General features: G+C 68.9%; 1 protein-coding gene (only partly in view). It reads right to left on the reverse strand.

Annotated features, from left to right (window positions below):
- A protein-coding gene (locus tag ACHQ4I_RS16445; RefSeq protein ID WP_420772728.1) for a non-ribosomal peptide synthase/polyketide synthase crosses the window boundary here: on the reverse strand, window positions 1–21,851 show its 3' portion. Its footprint extends 15,445 nt past the window's final position; 21,851 of the gene's 37,296 nt are visible here — the last part of the coding sequence; its start codon lies beyond the right edge, outside the window — the gene reads right to left on this strand; the stop codon is at window positions 1–3.

Raw genomic sequence — 21,851 nt, forward strand, 5'->3', positions numbered from 1 at the left:
CTACTCGACGATCACGATCCGCACGTTCTCATCCGCCGCATCGGTCGCCTCGTCCAACGTGACGAACCAATGGCTGACCTCACCGTCGGCGAGATCGTCGGCGATCTCGTCCGCGCTGGGCGACTCCGACTCGGGCAGCACCGACAGCGCACCGGCGGTCGCCGCCGTCAGGAACTCCAGCAGCGCCGCGCGACCGGAGACCGCGGTGGTGAACGTCGTCGACTCGTAGTCGATCTCGTATTCCGAGCGCATCCGATCCGCCTGCTCCAGCGCCTCGGTCTGGCTGAGCGCGTGCACCGAACCGTCCGCCGCGAGAACCACGAAGGCCGGATGCTCCTCGGCGAGCGGGCGCACTCGATCCGCGTAGGACACCGGATGCGACGGTGCGGCGGCCAACTCGGCCTGGACCGTCGGATCGCTCGGCACCAGCCAGTTGATCGGGCCGTCGACCGGCTCCAGGGAGATCCCGAAAGCCGCTCCGGCGGTGGCCAGTTCGTCGGCGGTCAGACCACCGGCGAACAAGCAGGCGGCACCGGCCTTCTGGACGGCCCAGACCGCGACCACCGCGTCCACCGAACGCGGCAGCGCGATGGCGACCACATCACCCGGTCCGGCACCGTGCTCGATGAGCACCCGTGCCAGCTGCGACGAGCGGCGATCCAGCACGTGGTAGGCGATTTCGTCGCCGTCCACCAGTAGCGCGGGCGCCTCGGGATCGGCCTCGACGACCTCGGCGAGCACCTTCGACACCGTGCGCGCACCCACCCGGCCCGCCGGTTCCGGCGCGGGAACCGTTGCGGCGATTCCGGATTCGACCAGCAGGCGCGCGCGCTCACCGGCGTCGAGGATATCGATATCGCCGACCAGTCCGGCCGGATCGCCGACCAGCGCGTCCAGCACCCGGATCAGCCTGGTGGACAGGGTTTCCACCTCGTCCGCGGTGAACCGGCTGAGCAGGTACTCGAGGGTGAACTCGAGCGTGGACTCCGCGGTCACCTGCAGGGTCAGCGGGTAGTGCGTCGCACTGTCGACGCCGACATCGGTCACCGACATGCCGTCGATCGAACTCGCGGCGGCAATCGCCTCGCGATCGATCGGATACGACTCGAACACCAGCAGCGTGTCGAACTGCGAGGCGATTCCGGCGGCGCGCTGGATATCGGCGAGTCCGACGTAGTGGTGGTCGAGCAGTTCGGTCTGGTCGCGCTGCAACCGCTTCAGCTGATCGTCGATGGTCGCGCGGTCATCGATGCGCACCCGGACCGGGAGCGTATTGATGAACAGACCCACCATCGATTCCACACCGGTCAGCTCGGCGGGCCGACCGGAGACCGTGGCGCCGAACACCACATCGGCGCGGCCGGTGAGCCTGCCGAGCAGAATGCCCCAGGCCGCCTGCACCAGGGTGTTCACCGTGATGCCGAGTTCGGCGCAGTGCTTGGTGAGCTGGCGGGTGCGGTCGGCATTGATCTCGGTGACCAGCTTGCCGGTCTCGTAGGTCTCGACCGTCCGTGCGGGCGTCGCCAATTCGGTCGGCTCGGTCGCACCCTCGAAGGCCTCGGCCCAGATCCGCAGCGACGCGTCCTGGTCACGGGTGGCGAGCCAGTCCAGGAAGTCGCGGTAGGAGGAGACCTGCGGCAGCGCCGACTGATCGCCACGAGTCGCGTAGAGCACCAGCAGATCCCGCATGAGCAGCGGCATCGACCAGCCGTCGAGCAGCACGTGGTGCGTGGTGATCGCCAGCGACCAGTCCTGCGCCGCGGTGCGGAACAGCGTGTAGCGCACCAGCGGCGGCGCGGACATATCGAAGCGCTCCGCATGATCCGCCTCGATCCGCCGCCGCAGTTCCTCGGCCCGCTCCGCCTCCGGCAGGTCGGTGAGATCCACGACGCGCCACGGCACTTCGAGCCGGTCGAGCACGACCTGCCTGGCCTGACCGGTGGAGTCGGTGACGAAGGCGGTGCGCAGGTTCGGGTACCGATCCAGGATCGCCTGTGCGGCCGCGTGCAGCCGCTGCACATCGACCGTTCCGGCGAGCTGCACCACCGCCTGCATGGTGTAGACGTCGACGGTGGCCGTGGTCATCAGCGCGTGGAAGAGCAGACCGGACTGCAGCGGCGAGACAGGCCAAACATCACTCAGGCCGCTGTACGTCCGCTCCCACAGCTCGATATCGGACTGGCCGACTTCCACCAGCGGCAGATCCGACGGCGTATGACCACCGGCACCCGGTCGCTGCGCGTGGTTCGCCAGTGCGGTCAGGGCGGCGACCCACAGATCCGCCAACTCCTGCACCCGCTCCGGGGCGAGCAGGCCAACGGGGAACTCGAAGGTGGCCAGCAGGCGCGGACCGTCGTCCTCGTCGCCGACGGTGACGGTGATATCGACCGCACCGTTGGCGGGCATATCGGCGGGCCGCTCGGTCTTGATCACCGCGTCCTGATACCGGAAGCTCACCTGACCCACCTGCGGCAGGTGCAGAAGGCCGTGACCGGCGCCCTGATCCGGCACCGCGAGCAGTTGCTCCTTGACCGACTTGATGACGGCCCCGGCGGCAGTGCCACCGGCGAACGCATCGGCCAGGTCGAACTCGCCGAGTCCGAGCCGGACCGGGTAGGTGGCGGTGAAAGCACCAACGGTGCGCGACAATTCGGCATCGCGGACCGCGGCCCGCCCATCGCCGTCGAGCCGGATCAGCACATCCGATCCGTGCTGTACACCGCGCCAGCGCACCAGCGCCATGGCCAATGCCGACAACAGCCCATCCGGAACACTGCCGTGGAACCGCGCCGGAACGGTGCTGAGCACGGCCTCGGAGACCGCCGCCGGCACCTCGACCCGGACCCGCCGCACCGAGGCGACGGTGTCCAGCGCCGGATCGAATGTCCGCGCACCGAGCAGCGGATCCGGCGTGGCCGAGACCGCGTGCCAGAACGGCAGTTCGGCGGTACGGGTGCTCGCCTCGTCGGTCAGGCCGTATGCCCAGCGCCGCAGCGAGGTGCCGACCTCCGGCAGGGTGACCGGCTCGGCCGCGACCAGGTCGATCAGATCCGAGGTCACGATGGCGATGGACTTCGGATCGGCCGCGAAGGCGTGCACCACGACCAGCAGGAAGTCGCCGCCGTCGAACTTGTTCGCGGTGACGCGCACGAACTGGGCCAGCACACCGTTCGCCGGATCGAGGCGATCGGCCGCGGCGGCGCGTTCGTTGTCGGCGAGCCGCATGAGCTCGTCGTGGCCGTAGTCGTCGTCCAGGATGGCGTCGGCCGAAACCTCGTGCACCAGCGTGTCGATATCGACGGCGCCGCGCTCGAGCGCCTCGAACGTCGCGCCCTCGCCGACCTGGCGCAGTCGCGTGCGCAGGGCGTCGTGCCGGTCGACCAGCGTGGCGATCGCCGCGCGCAGTCGGTCACGATCGAGTTCGGTCGGCAGGGCCACCGTCGCCTCGTGCGAGAAGCGCTGGTAGGAGGCGCCGTTCGCCAGCACCGCCGCGATGCTCGGCGGCAGCGGGATCTCGCCGACTCCGCCACCGGGCAGCTCCGCCATCCTCGGCTGCCGCAGATCGGCGGTCGAGCTGGCGATCGCGGCGAGTCCGGCGACGCTGCGCTGGTCGAAGACGTCGCGCACGGAGAACACCACGCCGAGCGCCTTCGCCCGCGATACCAGCTGGATCGACAGGATGCTGTTGCCGCCGAGGGCGAAGAAGTCGTCATCGGCACCGATCCGCTCGATACCGAGCACATCGGCGAACACACCGGCCACGATCTGCTCGACCGGGGTAACCGGTGCGCGGAACGCCGCATGTTCGAAGGTGGGCTGCGGCAGCGCATTTCGATCGAGCTTGCCGTTCGCATTGAGCGGCAGGGCTTCCAGCGCCAGGAAGGCGCTCGGCACCATGTACGACGGCAGCTCGGCCGCCAGCGCCGACTGCAGTGCGCGCTTGTCGAGTTCGCCCGTGGTCGGGACGACATAGGCGACGAGGCGGTCACCGAGCGCCGGATCGGTATGCGCGAGTACCGCGGCCGAGGTGATCGAGGTCTGCCGCAGCAGGGCCGCCTCGATCTCGCCGAGTTCGATGCGGAAGCCGCGGATCTTCACCTGGAAGTCGGTGCGGCCGCGGTACTCCAGCTCACCGTCGGCATTCCAGGCCACCAGGTCACCCGTGCGGTACATGCGGGTGCCGGGTTCGAACGGGTTGGCCACGAATCGCTCCGCGGTCAGATCGGCGCGTCCGAAGTAGCCGCGCGCCAATTGCGCACCGGCCAAGTACAACTCACCCGAAACACCCACCGGCACCGGCCGCAGACGCGAATCCAGCACGTAGACACGGCTGTTCCACTCCGGCGCACCGATCGACACCGACACCGAATCCGCATCGGTCACCTCATGGTTGGTGATCGAGACCGCGGCCTCGGTCGGGCCGTAGAGGTTGAACAGGGTGGCGCCGTTCGACTTGCGGAACCGCTGTGCGGTCGCGGCGGGCAGCGCCTCACCGATCGCCAGCACCCGGCGCAGCGACTCGGGCAGATGTCCGTCCGATTCGGTCAGCAGAGCGTCCAGCATCGACGGCACCACATGCAGCGTGGTGACACCGGTATCGCGCATGAGGGTGTTGAGGTAGGTCGGATCGCGATGTCCGTCGGCGGTCGCGATGACCAGTCGGCCACCGGACACCGCCGCCGACCAGAACTCCCACACCGAAAGGTCGAAGGTCGCGGCCGTCTTCAGCAGCACCGCGTCCTCGGCGCCGAGGCCGAATTCGCTGGTCTTCCACTGCAACTGGTTGGCGATCGCGCCGTGCGGCAGTGCCACACCCTTCGGCTGGCCGGTCGAACCCGAGGTGAAGATCACGTAGGCGGTATTCGCGGCGGTCAGCGTGCCGAGTCGTTCGGCCGCGGATACCGGCGCATCCGAGTACGGCGACAGGTCGAGTTCATCGATGGCCACGGAATCGACGGTCGCGGAGGTGAAGCCCTCGCGACCGGTGGTGAGCACACAGACCGGACCGGCGGTGCCGAGGATGTACTCGACACGGTCGGCGGGCTGATCGGGATCGACGGGCACATATGCCGCACCGGCCTTCGCCACCGCGTACATCGCGACGACCAGGTCCACCGACCGGCGGATCGCCAGCGCGACCCGATCCTCCGACCCGACGCCACGCTCGATCAGGTAGCGCGCGAGTCGATTCACATGCGAATCGAGTTCGGCATACGTCAGCCTGAGCTTGCCGCCGGTGGGCACGTCCGCGACCACCGCGATCGCCTCCGGCGTCGCGGCCACGGTCGCATCGAGCAGCGATACCAGCGTCGCGGTCGTATCGACCTCGTGCGCGGTGTCGTTCCACTGCGTGAGGATCCGTGTGCTCTCCTGCGGCGCCAGCAGATCGATCTCGCCGACCGGCCGGGTGACATCGGCGACGACCGCGTCCAGCACCCGCAGGAACCGGTCCGCGAAGCCCTGCACCGTCGCCTCGTCGAACAGGTCGATGGCATAACCGAATTCGGTGACGATCTCGGCCGGGGTGCCGTCGTCGTTGTAGCGGTCGTACAGCGTGACGTGCAGATCGGTCTTGGCCAGCTGCGAATCGAAGTTCACCGCGCTCACCGAGAGGCCGGGCAGCGTGAAGGTGGTCTCGGCCAGGTTCTGGAACGAAAGGCCGACCTGGAACAGCGGGTTGCGCGCCGTGGAACGCTCCGGGTTCAGCACCTCGACCAGTCGCTCGAACGGCACGTCGGCGTTCGCGAACGCCTCGAGGTCCCGTTCGCGCACATCGGCGAGCAGATCGGCGAAGGTGTCGCCGGGCTGCACCCGGGTCCGGAAGACCAGGGTGTTGACGAACATGCCGATCAGATCGTCGAGTTCGCGCTCACCGCGACCCGCGATCGGGGTGCCGACCGCAATATCGTCGGTTCCCGACAGCCGGGCCAGCAGCACCGCGAGCGCGGCGTGCACGACCATGAACAGCGAGGCGTTATTGGCCCGCGCCAATTCGTGCAGGCGTGCGTGCTTTTCCGGCGCGATCTCGAAGCGGATAGCTTTGCCTTGGAAGCTTTGCGCCGGCGGACGCGGCCGGTCGGCGGGCAGCTCCAGCTGATCGGGCAGACCCGCGAGCGCGGACTGCCAGTAGGCGACCTGCTGTGCGGCAAGCGATTCCGGATCGTCCTCGGATCCGAGCACCGACCGCTGCCACAGCGCGTAGTCGGCGTACTGCACCGGCAGCGGCTGCCACTGCGGGATCTCCCCTTGTGCCCGAGCCACATACGCCGCCATGACATCGCGGGCCAGCGGACCCATAGACGAACCATCGGCCGCGACATGGTGCACCGTGAACGCCAGCACGTGATCGTGCTCGGCGATCCGGAACAGCGCCACCTTCAGCGGCACCTGCATGGTGACATCGAAGGTGGTGAGCGCGAATGCGATGACCGTGCGGACCAGATCCGACTCGTCGATATCGGTGACGGTCAGCCGCGGCACGGCCTGGTCGGCGGGCAGGATCACCTGGTGCGGGCCGCTGGCCGAGCTCGGGTAGGTGGTCCGCAGCACCTCATGCCGCGCGAAGACGTCACCGAGCGCCTGCTCCATTGCCGCCACGTCCAGCGCACCGGACAACCGCACCGCGAGCGGGATGTTGTCCACCGCCGAGGTGGCGGTATCGAACTGGTTGAGGAACCAGTACCGCTGCTGTGCGGGCGAGAGCGGAATCCGGGCCGGACGCTCCCCCGCGATCAGGCGCGGCCTGGTGCGGCCGGATCCGGCATTGTGCTCCGCCTTGGCCGCCAGCGCGGCGACCGTCGAGGCCTCGAACAGGTCGCGCACGGCGAGCTGGGTGTCCAGTGCGGCGCCGATGCGGGCGGTCACCTGGGTGGCCAGCAGCGAGTTGCCGCCGAGTTCGAAGAAGTCGTCGTCCAGGCCGACCCGGGCGATGCCGAGCACGTCGCAGTAGACGCTCGCCACGATCTCCTCGATCGGAGTCGATGGCGCGCGGAACACCTTTGCCTCGAAGACGGGGGCGGGCAATGCCTTTCGATCGAGCTTGCCGGAGGCGTTGAGCGGGAACGCATCCAGCACCACGAACGCCGTCGGCACCATGTAGGCGGGCAGATCGGTCGCGAGTTCGGCGCGCACCGCGTCGATATCGATCGAACGGTCCACCGCGGCGATCACATACCCGACCAGCTGATCGCCGAGGCGATCGTCGGAGCGGACCACCACGGCCGCCTGCGCGATCGTCTCCAGCGCGGTCAGCGCGGATTCGATCTCACCGAGTTCGATGCGCAGACCGCGCAGCTTGACCTGGAAGTCGGTGCGGCCCAAGTACTCCAGCTCGCCATTCGCCGTCCAGGTGACCAGGTCACCGGTGCGGTACATGCGCTCGCCGGTGCCGAACGGGTTGGCCACGAAGCGATCCGCGGTCAGATCCGGGCGCGCCACATAGCCGCGTGCCAGCTGATCGCCCGCGAGGTAGAGCTCACCCGCGACACCGACCGGAACCGGGTGCAGGCGCGAATCCAGCACGTACACCTGGGTATTGAAGACCGGGGCGCCGATCGGCACCGAGACCGTATCGGCGTCGACTACCTCGTGATAGGTGACGTCGACCGCGGCCTCGGTCGGGCCGTACAGGTTGTGCAGCCAGACACCGGTCAGCTCGCGCAACCGCTGTGCGGTCACGGCGGGCAGCGCCTCACCCGAGGCGAAAACATTGCGCAGGTCGAAGCATTCGCCCGCCCGGTCGTCGGCCACGAAGACCGAGAGCATGGACGGCACGAAGTGCACCGTGGTGACCTGCTCCTCGGCGATGATCCGCACCAGGTACGCCGGATCGCGATGCCCGTCGGGCTTGGCGATGACCAGGCGCGCACCGACCTGCAGCGGCCACCAGAATTCCCATACCGACACGTCGAAGGTGGCGGGGGTCTTCTGCAACACCACATCGCCGCGATCCAGGCCGTATTCGGACTGCATCCACACCAGGCGGTTGACGATCGCGGCGTGGCTGACGGCGACACCCTTCGGGCGACCGGTCGAACCGGAGGTGAAGATCACGTACGCGGTATTCGAAGGGCGCAGTGGCGCAATGCGTTCCGCATCGGTCACCGGCTCGTCGGAGTACTCCGAAAGATCCAGCGCCGCGATATCGAGCGCCGTCGTCGTGCCCGTGTCGAATTCGTCGGCGGCGGTGGTCAGCACGCAGACCGGGTTCGCGGTGTCGAGCACGTACCGGCTGCGCTCGGCCGGGTGATCCGGATCCAGCGGCACGTAAGCGCCACCGGCGACGCTCACCGCGTACATGCCGATCACCAGCTCGAAGGACCGGCGCATGCCGAGTGCGACCATCGAATCCGGTCCGACGCCCAGCGAGATCAGGTGTCGCGCGAGTCGGTTGACCCGCGCGGTGAACTTGCCGTAGGAGAGATTCGTCCCCTCGAAGGTGAGCGCGGTCGCCTTCGGGCTCTTGGCGGCCTGCTCCTGGAACATCGAGACCAGGGTGGCTTCGGCATCGACCACATGCGCCGTGTCGTTCCAGGTCTCGAGCACCTTCGTGCGCTCGGCGGCGTCGAGCAGGTCGACGTCACCGACCGCGACGGCCGGATCCGCGACGACCGCCTGCAGCAGGCGGATCAGTCGCCGCGCGACACCGGCGATGGTGCGGGCGTCGAACATATCCGTCGCATAGGCGAATTCGGCGGTCATGCCGTCGGCATTTCCGGCCGCGTCGAGCCGGTCCGCGAGGTTCAGGTGCAGATCGAACTTCGCGGTCACCACGTCGAGCGGGACACCGGCCACCTCGAGGCCGGGCAGTTCGAAGGAGGCCTCGCCGGTGTTCTGGAACGACAGCATCACCTGGAACAGCGGATGCCGCGCCTGCGAACGGGCCGGGTTGAGGATGTCGACGAGTCGCTCGAACGGCAGGTCGGCGTGGCCGAAGGCGGCCAGATCGGTTTCGCGGGCCCGCGCGACCAGCTCGATGAAGGACGCACCGGCGTCGACCGGGGTACGCAGCACCAGCGTGTTGACGAACATGCCGATCGCGTCGTCGAGCACGGCCTCGCCGCGACCGGCGACCGCGGTGCCGATGGCGATGTCATCGCTGCCGGACAGGCGCGCCAGCAGTGCCGCGAAGGCCGCGTGGACGACCATGAACAGGCTCGCGCCCTGGGTGCGGGCCAGTGCGTTGAGCTCGGTCAGCAGCTCCGCGTCGATGCCGAATTCGTAGACGTCACCGCGGTTGGACGCGACGGCCGGACGCGAACGGTCCGACGGCAGGTCCAGCTGATCGGGCAGCCCGGCCAGGCTCTCGGACCAGTACGCGACCTGCTGGCCGATCAGCGAGGCCGGATCGTCCTCGGAGCCGAGTGTTTCGCGCTGCCACAGCGCGAAATCGGCGTACTGCACCGGCAGCGGCGCCCAGGCGGGCGATTCGCCGCGGTTGCGGGCCGCGTAGGCGACCATCACATCGCGGGCCAGCGGACGCACCGACCAGCCGTCACCGGAGATGTGGTGCACCACGAAGACGAGCACGTGGATTTCAGTCGATGAGCCGTCCGTGCTTTCTGGTCGCTGCGCAGGCTCCGCTCCCGCCGGCGCCGCGAGCCGGAACAGCTTGGCGCGCACCGGAACCTCGGCGGTGACATCGAAGCCGGTCAGCACCAGCTCGCTGATGCGATCGCGAATATCGGTCTCCGGCACCTCGATCGGGGTCAGGTCGAGGTGGACCTGACCGGCGGGCAGCACGACCTGCACGCCCTGACCGTCGGCGGTCTCCGGATAGACCGTGCGCAGCACCTCGTGCCGGTCCACCACATCGGCGACGGCCAACCGCAGCGCATCGGTGTCGAGTGCGCCGGTGAGCCGGACCGCCAGCGGGATGTTGTTGACGGCGGTCTGGTTGTCGAAGCGGTTGAGGAACCACATCCGCTGCTGGGCCAGCGACAGCGGAATCTGTTCCGGCCGTGGTCCGGCCACCAGTTCGCGGCGACCGCCGGTGCCCTGCTGGGCCTCCATCCGCGCGGCGAGCGCGGCCACATTCGGCGCCTCGAACAGCAGCCGCACCGGAATGCGGGTGTCGAGTGCGGCGCCGAGGCGGGCCACCACCTGGGTGGCGATCAGCGAGTTGCCGCCGAGGTCGAAGAAGTCGTCGTCGAGACCGACCGGACGCGCGCCGTCCTCGGTCGACAGACCCAGCACCTCGGCGAAGGTATCGGCCACGATCTCTTCGATCGGGGTCGACGGCGCACGGAATTCCCGTGCCTCGAAGGTGGGTTCGGGCAGCGCGCGGCGATCGAGCTTGCCGTTCGGGTTCAACGGCATGGCATCGAGCACCATCAGCGCCGCGGGCACCATGTACGACGGCAGCAGCGCGACCAGGTGCGTGCGCAATTCGTCGACATCGACCGTGGCGCCCGACGCGGGCACGACGTAGCCGACCAGCTGATCGCCGGTACGGGCATCCGAACGCACCAGCGCGACGGCCTGGGCCACCGAATCGTGTGCGGTCAGGGCGGTTTCGATCTCACCGAGCTCGATGCGCAGACCACGCAGCTTCACCTGGAAGTCGGTGCGGCCGAGGTAGTCGATGGCACCGTCGGCCGCCCGGGCGACCAGGTCACCGGTGCGGTACATGCGTGCGCCCGGCGCCCCGAACGGGTTGGCCACGAAGCGATCCGCGGTCAGATCGGTACGGCCGAAGTAGCCGCGGGCCAGCTGCGCACCGGCCAGGTACAACTCGCCCGCCACACCCGGCGGCACCGGGTGCAGACGCGAATCCAGCACGTAGGCCTGCGAATTCCATACCGGCAGACCGATCGGCACCGCACCGTCGACCTTTTCGGCGACGGGGCCGTGGGTGGCGTGGACGGTGAATTCCGTGGGGCCATACAGGTTGTAGAGCTCGGCGGAGCTGACCCGGCGGATGGCGGTCGCGGCATCGGCGGTGAACGCCTCACCCGCGACGAGCAGTGCGCGCAGCGAGGCGAGGGCGGCGCTGCCGGCGGCCGCGTCGACACTGCCCGCGAACACGCTCAGCATCGAGGGCACGAACGAGGTCATGGTGACCCGTTCGGCCGCGATCACATCGGCCAGGTACTGCGGGTCACGGTGGCCATCGGGGCTTGCCACCACGATCCGGCCACCGGTGCTCAGCGGGCCGAACAGCTCCCACACCGACACATCGAACGTCGCCGGGGTCTTGAACAGCACCACATCATCGGCGCCGATGCCGTATTCGCCGGTGATCCAGCGGACCTGGTTGACGACCGCCGCGTGCGGCACCGCCACACCCTTCGGCCGGCCGGTCGAACCGGACGTAAAGATCACGTACGCCGGGTTGCTCGGCCGCAGCGGTGCGGTCCGCTCGGCATCGGTGACCGGCTCGTCCGAGTACTCGGACAGATCCAGCTCATCGATGACGAGTGTGGGCAGACCGGTGCCGTCGAAGTCGTCGCGCGAGGTGGTCAGTACGCAGACCGGCGCGGCCGAATCGAGCACATAGCCGATGCGCTCCGCGGGCTGATCGAGGTCCAGCGGCACATATCCGCCACCCGCCTCGTGCACCGCGTAGGCCGCGACCACCAGGTCGACGGAGCGTCGAAGACCAAGGGCCACCAGGCTTTCCGGGCCGACACCGGCCGCGATGAGGCGGCGCGCCAGCCGGTGCACGCGGGCACCGAATTCGGCATACGTGAGCGAAGCGCCCGTTGCCGGATCCACGATCGCGACCGCGTCCGGTGTGGCCGCCGCCTGCCTGGCGAACTCGTCGACCAGCGTGGTCACCGCGGCCAGGTCACGCTCGGTGTCGTTCCAACCACGCAGCGCCAGTTCGGCTTCCCGCTCGTCGAGCAAGTCGATATCGCCGATCGCCCGATCCGGTTCGGCCGCGACGGCTTGCAACAGCCGGTTGAACCGCTGCCCGAACTCCGCCATGGTGTCGGCGTCGAACAGGTCGGTGGCGTAGATCAATTCGGCGGTGATGCCCGAGGGTGCGACCGTGGTGGAGGAACCGGCGCCGTTGGCGGTGCTGGTCGGGGTCGCGGTCTGCTCCGACAGCACCATCTGCAGGTCGAACTTGGCCACATCGATCGGCAGTTCGACGCCGCTGACGGTGAGTCCGGGCAGTTCCAGGCTGTTCTGGCCGGTGTTCTGGAACGAGAGCATCACCTGGAACAGCGGATGCCGCGCCTGCGAACGGGCCGGGTTCAGGATCTCCACCAGCCGCTCGAACGGCAGGTCCGCATGTCCGAACGCACCGATATCGATGCCGCGCACGGTGTGCAGCAGATCGGCGAAGCTGGCGTCACCGTCGATCGGGGTGCGCAGCACCAGGGTGTTGACGAACATGCCGATGAGGTCGTCGAGCGCGCGTTCACCACGCCCCGCGATCGGGGTGCCGATCGCGATATCTTCCTCGCCGGAGAGCCGGGACAGCAGGACGGCCAGCGCGGTGTGCGCGACCATGAACAGCGTCGCGCCCCTGGTCCGGGCCAGTTCGGTGAGCTTGCCGTGGGTTTCGGCATCGATCTCGAAGACGTGGGTCGCACCGCGACCCGACGCCACCGCCGGACGCGGCCGGTCGGCGGGCAGGTCGAGCTGTTCGGGCAGGCCGCGCAGGGTCTTCGACCAGAACTCGATCTGCCCGGAGACCACCGATTCCGGATCGGTTTCGGTGCCGAGCACCGCGCGCTGCCACAGCGCGAAGTCCGCGTACTGCACCTCGAGCGGCCGCCACGCGGGCTCGCCGCCGTCGACGCGCGCGGCATAGGCGGTCATCACGTCGCGGGTGAGCGGACCCATCGAGAAGCCGTCGGCCGAAATGTGGTGCACCACAAGGGCCAACACATGTTCGGTCGGGCTGATCTCGAACAGCCGTGCCCGGAACGGGACCTCCGCGGTGACATCGAAGCCGGTCAGGATGACCTCCGCGATGCGCTGCGGCAGTTCGGCTTCGGTGACATCGATCGGCGTCAGATCCGGGATCACCCGGCCGGTGGAGACGGTCTGCTGGTAGGCGGTGCCGTCGAACTCCGGGTAGTAGGTGCGCAGCGATTCGTGGCGGGCCAGCACATCGGCGACCGCGATCTGCAGCGCCTGCCGGTCCAGCAGACCCGACAGCCGCACCGCGGCCGGGATATTGTCCACGGCCGATTCCGGATCGAACCGGTTGAGGAACCACATGCGCTGCTGCGCCAGCGACAGCGGCACCCGCTCGGGGCGCGGCTGCGGCACCAGGGCCGTGCGCGCACCGGCGCCGGCCCGAGACTCCGCGCGCGCCGCGAGCGCGGCCACCGAGGACGCCTCGAACAGTTCGCGGACACCGAGATCGGTATCCAGCGCGGCCGAGAGCCGGGCGGCGACCTGGGTGGCGCTCAGCGAGTTGCCGCCGAGCGCGAAGAAGTCGTCGTCCAGGCCGACCCGCTCCAAACCGAGCACATCGGCATAGGTGGCGGCGATGATCTCCTCGACCGGTGTGGTCGGGGCGCGGAATACCGCGGCCTCGAATACCGGTGCGGGCAGCGCCTTGCGGTCCAGCTTGCCGGAGGCGTTGAGCGGGAATTCGTCGAGCACGATGACGACCGAGGGCACCATGTAGGCGGGCAGCTGCCGCGCCAGATCCTCGCGCAGGGTCTCGATATCCAGCCGAAGGTTCGGCGTCGCGATGACATACGCGACGAGCTGATCGCCGGTGTGCTGATCACCGCGCACCACGACGACGGCCTGGGCGACCTCGTCCAGCGCGGTGAGCGCCTGCTCGATCTCGCCGAGTTCGATGCGCAGACCGCGCAGCTTCACCTGGAAGTCGGTGCGGCCCAGGTACTCCAGCTCGCCATCGGCGGTCCAGGAAACCAGGTCGCCGGTGCGGTACATGCGCGCACCGGCGGCGCCGAACAGGTTGGCCACGAACCGATCGCTGGTCAGATCCGGGCGTGCGACATAGCCGCGCGCCAGCTGGGCGCCCGCGAGGTACAGCTCACCCGCGACACCGACCGGCACCGGACGCAACCGCGAATCCAGAACGTAAACCTGGGTATTGAAGACCGGCGCACCGATCGGCACGGTGTCGGTATCGGTCGCGACCACCTCGTGGAAGGTGACGTCGACCGCGGCCTCGGTCGGACCGTACAGGTTGTGCAGCGCCGCACCGGTCAACTCGCGCAGGCGATGCGCCGGCTTGGGCGGCAGCGCCTCACCGGAGGCGAAGACCAGCCGCAGCGAATCACACCGTCCCGCGGCGGCATCGGCCACGAACACCGACAGCATGGACGGCACGAAGTGGGTGACGGTGACCCGCTCGGCGGTGATGATCTCGGCGAGGTAGGCCGGATCGCGATGCCCGTCGGGCTTCGCGATGACCAGGCGCGCACCGATCTGCAACGGCCAGAAGAACTCCCACACCGACACGTCGAAGGTCGCCGGCGTCTTCTGCAGTACGGCGTCGGCGCCGGTCAGCCCGTAGGCCGACTGCATCCACACCAGGCGGTTGACGATCGCGTCATGGCTGACCGCCACACCCTTCGGGCGGCCGGTCGAACCCGAGGTGAAGATCACGTAGGCGGTATTCGACGGACGCAGCGGCGCACGGCGTTCCGCGTCGGTGACCGGCTCGTCCGGCAACCCGAACAGGTCGAGCAGATCGATGCGCACCTGGGCGGTATCGATCTTCAGATCGTCGCCGGAGGTCAGCACGCAGACCGGATCGGCCGTGGCGAGAATGTATTCCGTGCGCTCGGCCGGATGATCCGGATCCAGCGGCACGTACGCACCACCGGCAACGGTCACCGCGTACATGCCGACCACCAGGTCGATGGAGCGCCGCATGCCGAGGGCCACATACGATTCCGGGCCGACGCCGCGTTCGATGAGCCAGCGCGCCAGGCTGTAGACGCGGGCGCCGAATTCGGCGTAGGTCAGACTCGTGCCCTCGTACGTCAGCGCGGTCGCGTCCGGGGTCGCGGCGAGCTGGGCCTCGAACATCGAGACCAGGGTGGCCGCCTCGTCGACCCCATGTGCGGTGTCGTTCCAGTCGGACACCACGAGCTCGCGCTCGGCGGTATCGAGCAGTTCGATATCACCGACGGCCACCGTGGGTTCGGTGGTGATCGCGGTCAGCACCCGGACCAGTCGATCGGCGATGCGGCGCACCGTCTGCTCGTCGAACAGGTCGCGCAGATAGCCCGCGCGGATCCGCAGCTGGGTGTCCAGCTGCGCGATCAGGGTCAGCGGGTAGTGCGTGGCGTCGGCGGCCTCCATATCGACGACCGCCATGCCATCGATATCGGCGGCCTGCGCCCGGATGCCATCGGCGTCGACGGGGTAGGACTCGAAGACCACCAGCGTGTCGAACAACCCGCCGATGCCAGCGGCGGACTGGATATCGGCCAGACCGACGTAGTGGTGATCGAGCAGATCCGCCTGCTCCACCTGGGTCCGGGTCAGCAACTGCTCCGCCGACTCCGACGGATCGAAGCGCACCCGCACCGGGACGGTGTTGATGAACAGGCCGACCATCGACTCGACACCGGACAGCTGTGCCGGACGACCGGACACCGTGGTACCGAACAGCACATCGTCGCGGCTGGTCATCCGGCCGATCAGAATGCCCCAGGCGACCTGCAGCACGGTATTCGGCGTGACACCGAGCGAGGCGGCCAGTGCGGTGAGTCGCGCGGTCGCCCGCTCGTCCAGGTCGAAGAAGTATTCGCCGGACAGCGAGGTGATTTCGCGGCTGGCGTCCGGACGCGACAACAGCGTGGGTTCGCTGACACCACGCAGCGCGTCGGTCCACGCGGCCACCGAGGCCGCATGATCCTGCTGCCTGGTCCATTCCAGGAAGTGCCGGTAGGAACGCACCGCGGGCAGCACATTGGCGTCGGCGTGGGTCGCGTAGAGCACCAGCAGATCCCGCATGAGCAGCGGCATGGACCAGCCGTCGAGCAGGATGTGGTGGTTGGCGACCACGAACTGCCAACGGTCCTGCGCCACTTGGATCAGCGTGAACCGGATCAGCGGCGGCGCGGTCAGATCGAAGCGCTGGGTGCGGTCCGCGGCGATGATGTCGGCGCCGTCGCCGGATTCGATCCGGTCGTGTTCGGCCCAGGCGACGCGGACGCTGTCGAGGACCACCTGCACCGGGTTGCCGTCGTTATCGGTGACGAATGCGGTGCGCAGGTTCTCGTAGCGATCCACCAGAGCCTGTGCGGCCGAACGCAATCGGGTCGGATCCACCCGGCCGGTGAGCGTCAGCACGGCCTGCGCGGTGTAGACGTCCACCGAGGTGGCGGCCAGGCGCGCGTGGAACAGCAGGCCCGCCTGCAGCGCCGACAGCGGCCAGACATCGGCCAGCGCCGGGAAGCGCTGCTCCCAGTTGTCGATATCGCGCTGAGTCGAGCGCACCAGGGCGAAGTCCGACGGCGTGTGCCCGCCCGCATTGTTCGAATTGGCGTGCCGGGCAACCGCTTCCAGTGCGGTGGTCCACAGCTCGCCGAATTCGCGGACCTGTGCGGCATCGAGCAGCGTGGTCGGGTAGCCGATATTCGCGGTCAGCTTGTCGCCGACCACGATGGCATTGATATCCAGCGGGGCCATCGCGGGCATATCCGCGTCGTAGGCGCCGCCGAGCGCACCCAGTTCCGCGGCCGGGATCCAGCCGAACCCGCGCAGCGCCTCGGGCACATCGCCCTCGGAGACGCGGCCCAGGTAGTTGAAGCTCACCTGGCCCGGCTGGTCGGCGGGCAGTTCGGTGGCGGTCGCCGCGTTCATGTAGCGCAGCAGGCCGTAACCGATGCCCTTATCCGGCACCGCGAGCAGCTGCTCCTTGACAGCCTTGACGGCCTTGCCGAGCGCCGGGCCGCCGGTCAGCGCGGCATCGATATCGATGCCGGACAGGTCGAAGCGGACCGGGAAGATCGCGGTGAACCAGCCGACGGTGCGCGAGAGGTCCGCGCCGGGCACGATGTCCTCTTCGCGGCCGTGGCCTTCCAGGCGGATCAGCAACGCGTCATCGGCGCGGCTGGTGGTGCGGCGGGCCCGCCACTTCGCCGTCGCCAGTGCGAGCGCGGTGAGCAGACCGTCGTTGACGCCGCCGTGGAACAGCGCGGGCACGGTGGTCAACAGTGCCTTGGTGACCTCGGCGGACACCTCGACCTGAAGCTTCTCGATGACACCGGAGGTATCCACGGTCGGATCCATCGGCCGGTCGGTCAGCAGCGGATCCGCGGTTGCGACCACCGAACGCCAGTAATCGAGTTCGGCGACGCGCTCGGTGCTTTCGGCCTCGCGCTGCAATGCGTCCGCCCAGGCACGCATCGAGGTAGCGGGCGCGACGAGCTGCGGTTCCTGCCCCGCGGTGAGCTGGCCCCAGGCGGTGACGAAGTCCGGCACCAGGATGCGCCAGGAAACACCGTCCACGACAAGGTGATGCGCGGCCACGATGAGTCGGCCGCCGCGGCTGCCGTCCGAGGGCTCCAGCCAGACGAACCGAACCACCACGCCCGCAGCCGGATCCAGCAGATCCAGCGAGGCATCCAGTGCGGCGGAGGCGATTTCGACCAGTCCGGCCTCGTCCACGCCCGCGTCGAACTCGGTGCGGTCGATCAGCGCGTCCACATCGATGGTGCCCGGTGCGGCGGTGTCGACGACCCAGTCGTCGCCGTCGCGATACAGCCGCGCCCGCAGCATGTCGTGGCGATCGATCACCGCGCCAACGGTTTTGGCGATGCCAGCGCGGTCGATGCCGACCGGCAGCTCCAGCGCCATGGTCTGGTTGAACCGGCCGAACGAGCCATCGCGCTCGGCCATGAACCGGATCACCGGGGTCAGCGGCATGGCGCCGATGCCGCCACCGGGCAGCTCGGCCAGTGCCGCGATGCTGGATTCGGTGCTGTCCGCCGTCTCGGCGACCGCGGCGAGTCCGGCCACCGTGCGCTGTTCGAAGACGTGGCGCGGGGTGAAGACCACACCGCGCGCCTTGGCACGCGACACGAGCTGAATGGAGACAATACTGTCGCCGCCGAGCGCGAAGAACGAATCGTCGACGCCGACGCGGTCGACGCCGAGCACCTCGGCGAAGACCTCGGCAATGGTGTGCTCGATCGGCGTGCGCGGCGCGCGGAAGACGACCTCGGTCGCGAATACCGGCTCCGGCAACGCCTTCCGGTCCAGCTTGCCGACCGGGGTCAGCGGGATGTGGTCGATCACCATCACCGACGACGGCACCATGTAGGCGGGCAGGCGCTCCTCGACGTGCGCGGTCAGTTCGGCCACATCGATCGAATGTCCGTTCGCCGCAACCACATACGACACCAGCGAGGTCGCGCCCGCAGTGCTCTTGTGACCGACGGTGACGGCGAAGTCGACGGTCTCGTGCGAGGCCAGCGCCGCGTCGATCTCACCGAGTTCGATGCGGAAGCCGCGCACCTTGACCTGGAAGTCGGAGCGGCCGACGTACTCGACCTCACCGGTGTGGGTCCATCGGACCACGTCACCGGTGCGATACATGCGCGCGCCGTCGACATACGGGTTGGCAACGAAGCGCTCGGCGCTCAGCCCGGCGCGGGCGTGATAGCCACGGGCCAGCTGGATGCCCGACAGATACAGCTCACCCGCGACACCCACCGGCACCGGCCGCAGCTGGGCATCCAGGATCAGCGACTGCATACCGCGGATCGGCGCACCGATCACCACCGTGTCACCGGCCACCAGCGGATCGCTGATATTGGTCATGATGGTGGTCTCGGTCGGGCCGTAGCCGTTGTGGAACTTGCGGACGGACCCGTTCTCCAGCGGCACCGCCCACTTCGCGACCAGATCCGCCGGAACCGCCTCGCCACCGGCGACCAGCACCCGCAGCGAGTCCAGGCCGGTCGGGTCGAAGGTGGCCAGCGCGGCGGGCGTGATGAACGCGTGCGTGACCCGCTCGGCACGGATCAGCTCGGACAGTTCCTCACCGCCGTAGACGCCGGGCGGCGTCACCACCAGCGCGCCGCCCGCGCCGATCGCGAGCAGCAGCTCGAGCATCGAGGCATCGAAGCTCGGCGAGGCGAAATGCAGTGCGCGCGAACCGGAATCGAGGTCGTAGCGCACGATCTGCTCGACGCTGAAGTTCGCGAGACCCGCATGGGTGACCACCACGCCCTTGGGCACACCGGTCGAACCCGAGGTGTAGATGACGTAGGCCGGATGCGCCGGACGCAGCGGGCGCACCCGGTCGGCGTCGGTGATCGGGCCGCCGTCGAAGGCGTCCAGGTCGAGGTCTTCGAGCACCAGCCAGCGCGCCGATTCCGGCAGGCGGTCACGGACCGCCGCGACCGTGAGGCCGACGGGGGCTGTAACACTGAACTGCGTGGAATCGGTGACCATATGCGCGATGCGCTCGGCCGGGTAGTTCGGGTCGACGGGCACGAATGCCGCACCGGTCTTCGACACCGCCCAGGCGGCGAATACCGATTCCGCGGACCGCGGCACACCGACGGCGACCAGATCCTCGGTGCCGATACCTTCGGCAATGAGCAAGCGGGCCAGGCGGTTCGATCGCTCGTCGAGCTCACCGTAGGACACACGTGTCCCCTGGAACACGACGGCGGTCGCCTTCGGATCCATCGCGGCGGCCTCGGCCAGCAGTTCGGGCAGCGTGCGCGCGGGGACGGCCGCAGCGCCGGTGCGCGCGATGAGGTCCGCGCGCTCCTCGGCGTCGAGCACGTCGATCGCGCCGACGGTGATCGTCGGATCGGCGGCGATGGCCTCGAGCACGCGGCGCCAGCGCTGCGTGATCACGGCGGCGGTCGACTCGTCGAACAGCTCGGTGGCGTAAGTGAGCGCCAGCGTCATTGCGGTGGAATCGGTTTCCGACAGCGTGAACTGCAGGTCGAAGCGGGCGACGTTCTCCTCGAGGTCCAGTGCGGACACCGAGAGACCCGGCAGCTCCAGCGAGGTGCGATCGAGGTTCTGGAATGCGAGCATCACCTGGAACAGCGGGTTGCGCGCCTGCGAGCGTTCGGGCGCGAGCAGTTCCACGAGGCGTTCGAACGGCACGTCGGCATTGCCGAAGGCGTCCAGATCGCTCGCCCGCACCCGATCCAGCAGCGCGGTAAAGGATTCCGACTGATCGATGCCGGTGCGCAGCACCAGGGTGTTGACGAACATGCCGACGAGATCGTCGAGCGCCTGCTCACCGCGTCCCGCGATCGGCGAGCCGACGGCGATATCGTCGGTGCCCGAAAGCCGGGCCAGCAGCACCGTGAGCGCGCTGTGCATCACCATGAACAGCGACGCACCGCGTTGGCGCGCGATATCTTCCAGCGCCGCGATGAGTTCGGCGGGCAGTTCGGTCTGCAGGGTGGCACCGCGATGCGAGGCGATCGCGGGGCGCGGCCGGTCGGTGGGCAGCGGCAGTTCGTCCGGCACACCGTCGAGGGCGCGCTGCCAGTGCGCGACCTGACGCGCCATCAGCGATTCCGGATCGTCCTCGGAACCGAGGACTTCCCGCTGCCAGATGGCGAAGTCCGCGTACTGCACCGACAGCGGCGCCCAACCGGGCGCGGCGTCCTGGGTGCGCGCGGTGTAGGCGAGCATCACGTCGCGGGTCAGCGGGCCCATGGAGAAGCCGTCGGCCGCGATGTGGTGCACCACGACGACGAGCACATGCTCGGCTGTGTCGATCCTCCCCTGGTCGCTGCGCTCCTGCCCGCCGGTCCCCGCGGCGAACAGCCGGGTCCGCAGCGGAACCTGTTCGGACACATCGAATCCGGTGGTGACGAATTCGGTCACCGCCGCGGTCAGCTCGGCCGGATCGACCGAAACCGGCTGCAGGTCGAGCGCGATCGCGTCGGCGGGCACGATCACCTGCACCGGGGTGCCGCCGTGCTCCGGGTAGCGGGTGCGCAGCGATTCGTGCCTGCGCACCACATCCGCCACCGCCAACCGCAGCGCATCGGTGTCCAATGTGCCGGTCAGCCGGATGGCGATCGGCAGGTTGTAGGCCGCCGATGCGGTGTCGTACTTGTTCAGGAACCACATGCGCTGCTGTGCGAATGACAGCGGCACGAGTTCGTCGGCCTTGCGGGGCCGAGCCACGAGCCGGGCGCGCGCGGCGCCGTCGGCATGCGATTCCACCCGGGCCGCGAGCCCTTCCACGGTGGAGGCCTCGAACAGCGCGCGCACCGGGACCGTGGTGCCGAGCGCGGCGCCGATCCGGGACACCACCCTGGTCGCGATGAGCGAGTTGCCGCCGAGGTCGAAGAAGTCGTCGTCGACGCCGACCCGGGGCAGGTCGAGCACATCGGCGAAGATCGCGGCCACCGTCTCCTGCACCGGAGTCACCGGGGCGCGGAATGCCTTGGCCTGCACGGCGGGTGCGGGCAGCGCGCGACGATCCAGCTTGCCGTTGACGGTCAACGGAATCCACTCGAGCCGCACCAGCGCCGCGGGCACCATGTACGACGGAAGTCGTTGCGCCGCACCGCTGCGCACCACATCGAGGTCCGGGATCACATCGGGTTCGGCGACCACATAGGCCACGATCCGCTGATCGCCCGGCTGATCCTCGCGCACGATGACCGCGGCCTGGGCAATGCCGGGCTGGGCCAGGATCGCGGACTCGATCTCACCGAGTTCGATGCGGAAACCGCGCACCTTGACCTGGTCGTCGGCACGGCCGAGGTATTCGAGTTCGCCGAAGCGGTTCCAGCGCGCGAGGTCGCCGGAGCGGTACAGGCGCGTGCCCGTTGCCTCGGCGTCGGCGAGTGGGTTGGCGACGAAACGGGTGGTGGTCAGGTCTGGCCGGCCCAGGTAGCCGCGGGCCAATTGCGGTCCCGCGACGTACATCTCGCCCGCGACACCCACCGGCACCGGCCGCA

It is taken from the genome of Nocardia nepalensis (genome assembly GCF_048910785.1).
In the GTDB taxonomy this organism is placed as follows: domain Bacteria; phylum Actinomycetota; class Actinomycetes; order Mycobacteriales; family Mycobacteriaceae; genus Nocardia; species Nocardia nepalensis.